At 47.0% G+C, this 9,183-nt stretch carries 7 protein-coding genes; 2 read left to right on the top strand and 5 right to left on the bottom strand.

Features of this window, described 5'->3' with window-relative positions; genetic code table 11:
- A partial coding sequence (locus tag VIM87_RS30395; RefSeq protein ID WP_332000621.1) for a GTP-binding protein occupies positions 1–479 on the bottom strand: 479 nt, incomplete at its 3' end.
- 262 nt (positions 480–741) lie between these two features.
- Between VIM87_RS30395 and VIM87_RS30390 the strand changes: the two genes are divergently transcribed.
- Positions 742–2,526, top strand: a complete 1,785-nt coding sequence (locus VIM87_RS30390) for an ABC transporter ATP-binding protein (protein WP_332000620.1) — start codon at positions 742–744, stop codon at positions 2,524–2,526.
- Positions 2,527–2,725: 199 nt separating this feature from the next.
- A complete protein-coding gene (locus VIM87_RS30385; protein WP_332000619.1) occupies positions 2,726–3,139 on the top strand; it encodes a DUF983 domain-containing protein in 414 nt (137 codons plus the stop codon).
- Positions 3,140–3,265: 126 nt separating this feature from the next.
- Here VIM87_RS30385 and VIM87_RS30380 read toward each other — a convergent pair whose 3' ends face one another.
- From VIM87_RS30380 to VIM87_RS30365, 4 genes are all read right to left on the bottom strand, one after another.
- Positions 3,266–5,170 (bottom strand): beta-N-acetylhexosaminidase, encoded by a 1,905-nt coding sequence (locus tag VIM87_RS30380; protein ID WP_332000618.1) that lies wholly within the window; start codon positions 5,168–5,170, stop codon positions 3,266–3,268.
- A 202-nt stretch (positions 5,171–5,372) separates the two neighbouring features.
- Positions 5,373–6,239, bottom strand: a complete 867-nt coding sequence (locus tag VIM87_RS30375) for a hypothetical protein (protein WP_332000617.1) — start codon at positions 6,237–6,239, stop codon at positions 5,373–5,375.
- Positions 6,240–6,380: 141 nt separating this feature from the next.
- Positions 6,381–8,789: a TonB-dependent receptor gene (locus VIM87_RS30370; protein WP_332000616.1), complete on the bottom strand. Its 2,409-nt coding sequence runs from the start codon at positions 8,787–8,789 to the stop codon at positions 6,381–6,383.
- A 123-nt stretch (positions 8,790–8,912) separates the two neighbouring features.
- Positions 8,913–9,183: hypothetical protein (locus tag VIM87_RS30365; protein ID WP_332000615.1), on the bottom strand; the 271-nt coding region annotated here is incomplete at its 5' end.

Here is a 9,183-nt window from a genome sequence, read left to right as displayed (position 1 = left end):
ATAGTTACAGCCGGGCCCAGGGTACGGCGGGCATCGTCTACCACTTTGTTGAAATTGGCTTCTTCGTTGTCCAGGTGGTTTACGGCCAGTATAGTAGGTTTACGGTATTTATCTACATAATCCCAGATAAGCTCTGTACCTACTTCCACACCATATTGCGCATGCAGCAGCAACAGCGCGGTATCACATACGCGGATGGAGGCAATTACCTCACCTATGAAGTCTTCCAGCCCGGGTGTGTCTATAATATTGATCTTATAATCACGCCATTCGGTGTGCAGGCAGGTGGCGTATACGGAGCTGCCCCTTTCATATTCTATTTCGTGGTAATCGGATACTGTATTGGCTTCTTCTACTGTTCCGCGTTTGTGGATAATGCCGGCTTCATATAACATGGTCTCGCTGAGGGTCGTTTTTCCGCTTTTGGCGGCGCCTAACAGTACGATGTTCTTAATGTGTTTCTCATCATACGTTTTCATCCGTTAAGATTTAAAGGTTAAGGTCGGGCGGAACCTTGTGGTTGCATCTGTAGTAAGATGGCAGGGGGCAGATGGAACCTCACGGTTTCATAAGTGGAATGTTACTATTAAGTTACCATTTTTTACGTAAAATTGACACCTCTCAAAAAGATGTTGCAACATGTAATAACGCCGTTTTATCGTATCTTTGCACGCTGTACGACCATAAAACTATATTACCAATATCCGCTTTGCGCCTTCTAAAACTCAATATTAAAACTACATGAAGCTATTTCTGCATTATTTAAAAAGCTATAAATGGCTGATTATGCTGGCATTGCTATTGGCCACCATCAACCAGCTGTTCTCATTACTGGACCCATATATTTTTGGGAAGATCATTGACCGTTTTGCCTCTCACCCACAAAGTGAAAAGATTGACGGGGCAAGTGTACCCCGCGGCATGCCGGCTTACCTGAACGGCGTATTGTGGCTGTTGCTGGCAGGTATCGGCGTAGCCATGGTATCGCGCATTGCCAAAGCATTCCAGGATTATTTTGTGAATGTGATCATTCAGAAGTTCGGCGCCTCTGTGTATACGGACGGGTTACGGCATTCCCTGCGCCTGCCCTATCAACAGTTTGAAGATCAGCGCAGTGGTGAAACATTAGCCGTACTGCAAAAAGTGCGTACAGATTCTGAGAAGTTCATTACCTCTTTCATCAACGTACTGTTCACCTCACTGGTAGGTGTTGTGTTTGTAATGGTATATGCTTTTACGGTGCACTGGTCGCTGGTGTTTGTATATTTTGGCGGCTGTATCTTATTAGGTACCCTGATGAATGTACTGAGCCGGAAAATAAAGATCGTTCAGAAAACCATTGTGAAGGAAACCACCATGCTGGCCGGTTCTACCACAGAATCACTGCGTAACATTGAGCTGGTAAAAAGCCTGGGGCTTACGCAGCAGGAAATACGGCGGCTAAACTCCACCACCATTAAAATATTAATGCTGGAGCTGAAGAAAGTACGCACCATCCGCAGCATCAGCTTTGTGCAGGGCACCTTTGTAAACCTGCTGCGGCAAAGCATCCTGTTCCTGCTGTTGTACCTGCTGTACCCCGGTACTGTAACAGTAGGCCAGCTGTTTACATTGCAATTATATTCTTTCTTCATTTTTGGTCCTTTGCAGGAGCTGGGCAATATTATACTGGCCTACCGTGAAGCACAGGTATCGCTGCTGAACTTCCAGAGCATACTGGAAACACCGGTAGAGGTTATGCCGGCACAACCTGTTCCCATGACCAAGGTAGATGAGCTGGTGTTTGACCGTGTTGGTTTTAAACACTTAACGGCTGCCAACAAAGCGCTGGACGATATTAACTTCCGGGTGAATGTGGGCGAGACCATTGCTTTTGTAGGCCCTTCCGGCTCCGGCAAAACCACGCTGGTAAAGCTGCTGGTAGGGTTATATAAACCCATGGAAGGGAAGATACTGTATAACGGTGTAGATAGTACGAAAATAGACATAGAAGCATTGCGCCACCAGATAGGTTTTGTAACCCAGGATACGCAGCTGTTTTCCGGCAGTATTAAAGAGAACCTGCTGTTTGTGAACCCGCGTGCTACAGACGAGCAGATCATGGAAGTGCTGCAGAAGGCATCCTGCCAAACCCTGCTGGCCCGTGCAGATAACGGGATTGATACGGTGATCGGTGAAGGTGGTATTAAAATATCCGGCGGTGAAAAACAACGTTTATCCATAGCACGCGCCCTGTTGCGCCACCCGCGCCTGCTGGTGTTTGACGAGGCTACCTCTGCCCTGGATTCGCTTACAGAAGAAGAGATCAGCCAAACCGTACGGCAGGTAACCGCCAGCCGGGAACATATTACGGTGATGATCGCACACCGGCTTTCCACCATTATGCATGCAGACCGTATCTATGTGCTGGAAAAAGGGCATATCATTGAAACCGGCACGCATGCCAGCCTGCTGTCTGAGAAAGGCTTGTATTACGCCATGTGGCGGCAGCAGATCGGGGAAAGGAAAACGCTGGAAACGGTGTAGATGTGCGGATGTGCAAATATGCAGATGTGCAGATGGATTGGAATGTGTTAATGTGCTGATATGCTAATGTGCTGGTGAGTGCTGTTTTAATTCATGTGCATGTAACATAGAATAGATATGCTGACAGGCTTGTAATTGCGTCCTCATCTGCACATTTGCATATCTGCACATCTGCACATTAAATTCTTACCTTTGCAGGATGAAGAAAAAGCGCCCTAATTATTTCCTGAGCCTGTTATCTATGAAGTGCCCGCACTGCCGGAAAGGCCCTATGTACAGGGACCGGAATCCTTTTCACTGGCGCTTTTCCAGGATCTTTAACATGTACGATCATTGTCCGGTATGCAACCAGAAGTTTGAGCTGGAAACCGGTTTCTGGTTTGGTACCGGTTATGTGAGCTATGCGCTGGCAGTGGCTTTCTCTGTATTTAACCTGATATGGTACTGGGTGTTCTTCGGTATATCCTGGAAGGATAATAGTGTATTTATATGGCTGGGGCTGAACGGGTTCATTCTGCTGATCTTTCAACCCTGGCTCATGCGCATCAGCCGGGTCATATACCTTTACTTCTTTGTATATTATGACGAAGACGCGGAGAAAATAAAAAAGTAAAAAGCAAAAATTTAAAAGGGTACTACACATGCACAAGCATTCAGAGCATATGATACTTTTTTAATTTTTGCTTTTTACTTTTTTACTTACATAGCACCCTTTTAATTTTTGCTTTTTATTTTTTACTTAATACACGTGGTGGCCTTCCAGCAGACGTTTTTCAAGATCTTCCTTTTTAATGGCAAACTGGTCGCCAATGGGCTTTCCATCCCGGTAGGTGATCACCGTTATTTGTGCGGCCCCTTTGGGGAACTTCAGGGATTCACCCTCTTTATAATGCGGGTAAAAAGTATCCGGGTCTGAATTATCAAAAGTGTAATAAATATCCAATCCTTTTACTTCAGTGGTCAGGCGTACGGTAAGCTCACCGTTGCCATCGCGCGCAGGAATAGCAATGGTATTGTAGGCGCTGCGTGCATACTTGATATGCGCGGCATCCAGGCGCGGGTACTGCGCTTCCAGCCGCTCTACAAAACTATCCCAGTTACGTTTGGATTTCGGGCTCCAGTATACTTCTGACAAAGCCAGGGAACGGGGCCAGGTCATATATTCAGCATGGCGCAGGTTGGCAACAGATTCCGTCCATAGGTTGCCTTGTCCGCCCAGGATGAATTTTTCATCTACACTGTCCGGAACAGGATCGTAATTATAAGAATCAGTAAGGCGGCAAATACCGTAGGTTGGCGGTTCTGCGGCCTGCTCTCCCTGGTACAGGTCCAGGTAGCAGAAATCCCAGGGCGTCATTACCACGTGATGGTTCATGCGGGCGGCCTCTATCCCTCCTTTCATACCGCGCCAGCTCATTACTGTAGCTTCCGGAGCCAGGCCGCCTTCCAGGATCTCATCCCAGCCTATCAGCTTTTTACCTTTGCTCAGCAACATTTTTTCCATGCGTTTTACAAAATAGCTTTGCAGCTCATTCACATCTTTCAGGTGCTCTTTTTCCATGCGCTGGTGGCATTTGGGGCATTTGTCCCAGAAACCTTTAAAGGCCTCATCTCCACCCACATGAATGTATTTGCCGGGGAACAGGGCTGCGATCTCTGTAAATACTTTATCCAGCACCTGGTAAACGGAATCGTTGCCAATACACAGCACATTATCGTTCCTTTTACGCAGGCTGTCGCCGGGGCCTACACTGTATTGCAGCTGGGTGCAGGAAAGGTTGGGCATGGCCGTGATCATGGACAGGCTATGTGCCGGCACATCTATTTCCGGCAGTATGGTTACATAGCGGTCCTGTGCATATTTGATCACTTCCTTAATATCATCCTGCGTATAAAAACCACCATAGGGGGTGGCTTCTCCCGGCTGGGCGGGGGCAAACTGTCCCCAGCGGCCTACGCGCTCCACACGCCAGGCGCCTTTTTGTGTAAGCTGCGGCAGGCTTTTTATTTCAATGCGCCAGCCATTATCATCGCTCAGGTGCCAGTGAAAAACGTTGTATTTGTATTTCACCATTTCATCTATATAACGTTTTACTTCCTCTTTGGTGAAGAAGTGGCGGCTTACATCCAGCATCAGGCCACGCCAGCCAAAGCGCGGGTAATCTGTGATCTCTGTATTGGGAATGGTCCAGCTGCGGTTCACTACTTTATCACCTGCTATATCAGGCGGCAACAGCTGCAATAAGGTTTGCAGGCCATAAAAGATACCGGCGGCTGTATTGGCGCGTAATGTTACCTGGTTATTATTTACAGACAGGGTGTAGCCTTCCTGGCCCGTGGTGGTGTTGGCTTTGGCATTCAGCTCCAGGCGAATGCTTTTACCCTGCCCGGCTGTTTTTTGCTGCTGCAGGCGAAAACCGGTAGCCGCAGCTACCTGGTCTGCAAACCATTGTGCAGTGCCGGGCAATTGTTTATCAGCGCCGCTTACAACCAGCGTAGTGGTATTATCCAGCACAAATTCCCCGGGCAGTTCTTTTACATCCACCGGTTCGGGAATAATGTGGATCCGTCCTTTATCTGCGGCATAGGAAAACGAAAACAACTGTACCAGGAAGGTACAGATCAACATGAGCTGCTTTTGCATTGGATAACTTTTGGTGTTCAAACAAAAATAGGATAGCAGGGGCTAGCATACAATACCGGGGCGTACCGTTTATAAAAAAAAGGGAGGCCCCACTACAGAACCTCCGCTATAACAATAGATGTAATATATATCGTTTATATATGCATTATGAATTAAACCTATACAAAGGTAATATGTAAATATGACATATCAAAAAAGACATTTACTCCTTCGGTACCATCGAACCAAAATAGTAGTAGCTATCATCTTTCCTGTTCCATTCAAACCTGTTGCTGTTTAACACTTTTATTTTGGAGGTAAAGGTACCAACAGCGTTGGATACTACTATCTCCGTATTGTTGTTCTGCATACGCCAGGTGCCATAAAGCACCGTACCCTTTTCATCGGTTTCTTTGGTAGTGCCGTCTGCATTAAACTTAGCGGTGGTATTAGCTAAGGGCAGCGTGCTATTAGGCTTGCCGATCTTCCATACCAGGCTGGTAGCGGCAGCATTGTATTTCAGAAAATACTCTTCATATTTCCAGGTGTGGGCCGACAGGTATTGTATAAGCGCAGCAGTGTCCAACACCGGATCAATAACCGGGAACTCATGCATTAAGATCCCATAATGACCGGTTTCTCCGCCAAGGCCCAGCCATTCGTATTTATCGGCGGATAATACTTTGATCTCAGAAAGAAAAGTACCTACGGAGTTCACCACTTTTACCTGGGTGCTATCGTTCTGGAATGACCAGGTACCGTTATATTTGACACCATTCTCGTCTATTTCCCAATAAGATCCGTCTGAGTTGAATTTAACCTGGTTCTTAGATAAATTCCATGAGCTGTTTGATTTTCCTGCCTTCCACACGAGCTGTGCGCCGGCTTCACTGTAATCATCAAAGTACTCATAGTAACGCCAAACCTGCGATGTGAGCAAATGTAATTTTACCGTGTCCACATGCGTAGTGTCTTCTTTTGTAGTATCTGTGTTAACAGGAGGTGGCTGCAATACATCATCCAACTTGGAACATGCACCAACAGCATACACTATCAGGACTAACAAAACTAAACGTAAAACAGTTTTCATAAATAGTTACAGGGATATATTAAAAAATAACAACATGCAAATATAATATGCAAATATGACCCCTCAAATAAATATTGTATAAAAAAGCGGCCCGGGCAAAAGCCCGGGCCGTGTAATAAAGAGTGAACACATTAGAAATCATTACTTAAAGTCAATGGGCACCGCTACTTTTACGCTAAAGGTGCGGCCCATGTTAAATACCCCCATACGGCCGGTAGCTTCATTCTCCGGCGCATATTTAAGGCGGCTCAAATGGCTCTGGTAAGCCACATCGCCAATATTATTCACTGCAAAGTGCAGGGAGAACAGCGTTTTACTGTTCTTATTTACGATATCTGCACCCAGATGTGCATTCAATAAGGTATACCCCTTAGTAGGCGTTTCCGTTTCATAAGCGCTGAATACGTTATTCTGATCCAGGTTCAGATCCATTTGCACGCCTGCATAGGCATTGCGCAGGCAACCGCCCACTTTTTTGAAATTGCCCCGCAGCTCACTTAACCAGCGGCCTGCCGGTATATTGGGCAGGTATTTGGTTGAATCGGTACCATTGCTGGCCACTGCGCGCACATATGAGAAGGTGTTCTCAAAATGCAGCCAGTCAATGGGATGCGGGTGAATGTCCAGCGACAGCTCTCCGCCATACAGGTTAGCTGTATTTTGCTGGTACTTAAAGGCGCTGAAACCTTCGTCATTATCCGTTGCCGGGATAGAATCTGCCCCTGCTGTATTCAGCAGCTTGCGGGAGTAAATGAAATTGGTGATATGATTGTAAAATACGCTGGCTCCGATGGACACGTGCTGTGTGTTGAAATCCACACCGGCATCGCCCTGGGTGCTTACCTCAGGCTTCAGATCCGCGTTGCCGTATTCATATTTAATAGTGCCTTCATGTACGCCGTTTGCCGCCAGCTCTGCGATATTAGGTGCACGGAAACCACGGGCTGCATTCAGCTTCAGCGTTACTTTATCAGAAGCTTCATAGCTTATACCTACGCTGCCGGATACGTTGGAAAAGTTACGGTCGAACTTAGCGAATTTGGTAGAACCACCGTCTTTGGGTGCACCGGTTGGCGCGCCGTTCTCATCCAGGTACAAAGGTTTTCCGTTCAGGGAACGCGTATCAAAACGCAGGCCTCCGCTTAAGGTTAGCTTATTAAAGGTTTTGCGGGTAATGGCAAAGGCGCCGAAGTCGAACAGGTCATATGCCGGTATCAGGAACTCATCACCGGAAATATGATTATTCTGCTGCATGCCGTTTACGCCCACGGATGTTTGCCAGCCGGCCATTTCCGGGAAAAAGTATTTAAGGTTGTAGTTAAATGTTTTCAGCTGCAGGTGTAATTCCGGTTCATCAGGCGCCAGTACATTACCAAACTCACGGCGCTGGTTATACTGGTATCCCAGGGTAAGGCCCAAACGCCCGCCATTGTTCAGGTACAGGTTATTATCCCATACCAGCTTCTGGTGGTTGATCTTTTGTTTGGGCACGTTCATGCTGTAAGATTTGAAATTAGTGGCCACCGCTTCCTCTTCCGTACCATTCACATTCACGGGCTGAATAAAACGTCCCTGCTCATCACGGTCGCCCTCTACCAGTCCTAAGTTCTGATTAAAAGAGGTGTAGCTTAAGCGGGAGTAGCCCCATTGTTTGTTTAAGCCAATGCTGGCGCCGTAGTTGGTGTTATTAAAGCGGGAGTTAAATACGTAATCATCATACTTGTTCTTGTAGTCATGCGCCCATTTCTGGGTGCCGTATACGCTCCAGTTAAAACCGTTCTGGTTGCCTGCCAGGTCGGCGTGGTAAGATACCTGCCCGTTGTTGGTAAGATAATTGGCTGCTACATTGCCTTTAATACGGCCTTCCGGCAACAATGTGGGCGGCACAATATTCACCACACCGGCTAACGCATCAGACCCATATGCTAAAGAGGCAGGGCCTTTTAATACTTCTATTTTGCTAACGTTGTAATCGTCTATTTCAATGCCATGCTCATCGCCCCACTGCTGGCCTTCCTGGCGGATACCGTCTCCCACCACCACTACCCGGTTATAGCCCAGGCCGCGGATAAAAGGTTTGGAAATAGCGGGGCCGGTAGTTACCTGGTTCACACCTGGTATTTTGGAAATGGCGTCAATGATGTTGGTAGAGATCTGCTGGTCTAAATATTCCTTGCGGATCACGCTGATGGGCGTTGGGTTCTGCTTTACAGAAGTGGCCATGTTAACACCTGTGATCACAACCTCGTTCTTTTCTATCAATGTTTCAGCCAGCTCAAAATCATGTGTTGTGGCGCCATTAATGATCACGGTGGTAGTAAAGGCAGCATAACCTATGTAATGCACTTCTACCAGGAACCTTCCTTTGGGAAGGTTTTTAATGTTGTAGTTACCCTGTGCATCGGCGGAAGCGCCTACATGCAGGTCCGGGAAATAAATGGTGGCGCCGGGTAAGGCAGTGTGGCTGGATTTATCCACCACTTTACCGCTGAGCGTATTATCGTTGGCGTCGGTGGCAGTATGGGCAAATAAAAATCCTGGTATGACCAAGCATAATAATCCGGCAATAAGTACACGCAAAGTTTGCATAATATCTTCTGATAAAATAAAATGATAAAGGATAATGTGAGCAGCCAATAGCCGTTTAGCCATTGCTGTTAGTAAGGGAAACTATTAGCAAACTTTTGCCGGGGGTGCGCGGAGGGAGGCATCTGCAAAGCGCAGCCGTACCACGGTGGGTATATGCGGTAAGGTATATACCCAGGTTACGGGCTGTGAAGGCGCTTCGTAATGGAAAGTGATCTGCTCATAAGGCTCTACGCCTATCTGCAGAAATTCACAGTGTTTATGCTGAATGGAGAATGCGTTGCCTTTATAGCCACAATCATCTATGGTATCCTCGTGAGGGGCAAACAGGTGAATAAACTCCCGGGGGGTAGTATGC

Origin of the sequence: Chitinophaga sp., assembly GCF_036569125.1 — a bacterium.
Classification (GTDB): domain Bacteria; phylum Bacteroidota; class Bacteroidia; order Chitinophagales; family Chitinophagaceae; genus Chitinophaga.
Note: the sequence above shows the minus strand (reverse complement) of the source record. Positions and strands in the feature narration are given on the sequence as shown.